Annotated in this window: 3 protein-coding genes; all 3 read left to right on the plus strand. The window is 43.5% G+C overall.

Annotated elements, in window-relative coordinates:
* The coding region (locus ACEW8U_RS06205; RefSeq protein ID WP_373521170.1) for an acetyl-CoA C-acyltransferase at window positions 1–630 on the plus strand (630 nt) is incomplete at its 5' end.
* A 98-nt stretch (window positions 631–728) separates the two neighbouring features.
* A complete protein-coding gene (locus ACEW8U_RS06210) occupies window positions 729–1,100 on the plus strand; it encodes a four helix bundle protein (RefSeq protein ID WP_373521171.1) in 372 nt (123 codons plus the stop codon).
* 93 nt (window positions 1,101–1,193) lie between these two features.
* The coding region (locus ACEW8U_RS06215; protein ID WP_373521172.1) for an acyl-CoA dehydrogenase family protein at window positions 1,194–1,906 on the plus strand (713 nt) is incomplete at its 3' end.

A 1,906-nucleotide genomic window follows, 5' to 3' on the forward strand; every position in this document is an offset into this window, starting at 1 on the left:
AAATTCAAAGACGAAATCGTGCCTGTGGAAGTGGAAGAAACTTATATCGATGGAAATGGAAAAAGAAAAACCAGGAAGTCTATCGTGGACACAGATGAAGGACCAAGGCCGGGAACCTCCATGGAAGGCCTTGCGAACTTAAAGCCTGCCTTTAAAATGGGTGGACAGGTGACAGCAGGTAATTCCTCCCAAACCTCTGATGGTGCCGCATTTGTGGTGGTCATGTCAGAGCGAATGGTCAAAGAACTGAATCTGGAGCCCATCGCAAGGATGATGGCTTATGCAGTTGCTGGGGTAGAACCAAGAATAATGGGAATAGGACCCAGAGAGGCAGTTCCAAAAGCCCTCAAGCAGGCAGGATTGACCTTGGATAAGATAGACCTAATTGAATTGAATGAGGCCTTTGCTGCCCAAGGTTTGGCGGTCATCAAATCCCTGGAGATGGACATCAACAAAGTCAACGTCAACGGCGGCGCAGTAGCACTTGGTCACCCCCTAGGATGTACCGGCGCCAAACTATCCGTCCAATTATTCAACGAACTCCGCAGACAAAACAAAAAATACGGCATGGTGACGGCTTGCGTTGGCGGCGGACAGGGTGTAGCGGGGGTGTATGAGTTGTTGAGGTAGATGTGAAATTTGAGAAGCGATAAGCGAGACGTGAGAAGCGAGAGCTGAGATAAATAAAAAAGGATAAATGAATTATTGACAATTTAAATCATTGGATCATGAAACTGAAACACAATTTTAAAAATCTTAAAGTTTGGCAAAAATCAGTTGATTTAGCCGTCAAAGTCTATCATATGACTGCTACTTTTCCTTCTGAAGAAAAGTTTGGAATGACCTCACAAATGAGAAGATCTAGTGTATCCATACCTTCAAATATTGCAGAGGGCTCAGCAAGAAACACATCTAGGGCATTTACCAATTGCCTTGACATCAGTTTAGGAGAAAGTTTTGAATTGGAGACCCAGACAATTATTGCCCATAGGGTGGGTCTTTTGGATCAGGAACTTTTCGATTCAATGAATCAGGACATAGATGAAATCCAAAAAATGATTATTGGTTTCAAATTCAGTGTAGAATCTAATCCATATTGACCACTTCCAATGATCGTTATCCCGGAGTCTAATCTCTCGCATCTCGCATCTCGCTTCTACCACATTAAAATGAATCTTTAAGTAATAAAATATATGTCAACAGTAACCAAAAACTCAATTAACGGCGGTGAATTCCTGATCAAGGAAACCGCGGCGCAGGAGATCTTCATATTTGAGGAGTTTTCTGAGGAGCAAAAAATGATGGCGCAGGCCTGTCAGGATTTTATCGATACGGAGATCCATCCCAAAATCGAGGAAATTGACAGTATGAAAAACCCGGAGCTTGTTCCTTCAATTTTCAAAAAAGCAGGTGAACTCGGACTATTGGGCATCTCTGTCCCTGAAGAATTTGGTGGTATGGGGATGAGTTTCAATACCTCCATGCTGATTGCCGATATTATTGGGGGTGCAGGTTCATTTTCTACCACTTATGGTGCTCATACCGGGATCGGGACTTTGCCTATTTTGTACTATGGTACAGAAGAGCAAAAATCAAAATACCTCCCCAAGTTGGCCACAGGAGAATGGGCGGCATGCTACTGTCTGACCGAACCCGATGCTGGTTCGGATGCCAACAGCGGCAAGACCAAAGCTACCTTGACTGCAGATGGAAAACACTACCTCATCAATGGACAGAAGATGTGGATCTCCAATGCCGGCTTTGCAGATATTTTTATCGTTTTTGCCAAAATCGAAGATGATAAAAACCTGACCGCTTTTATTGTTGAAAAAGGTTTCGGTGGCATCACGATGAACGAAGAAGAAAAGAAAATGGGCATCAAAGGTTCCTCTACCCGTCAGGTCTT

Source organism: Aquiflexum sp. (assembly GCF_041751335.1).
In the GTDB taxonomy this organism is placed as follows: Bacteria; Bacteroidota; Bacteroidia; order Cytophagales; family Cyclobacteriaceae; genus Aquiflexum.

Coding starts and splice junctions, on each gene's coding strand:
- ACEW8U_RS06210 (WP_373521171.1), top strand. CDS start 729: ATGAAACTGAAACACAATTTTAAAAATCTTAAAGTTTGGCAAAAATCA.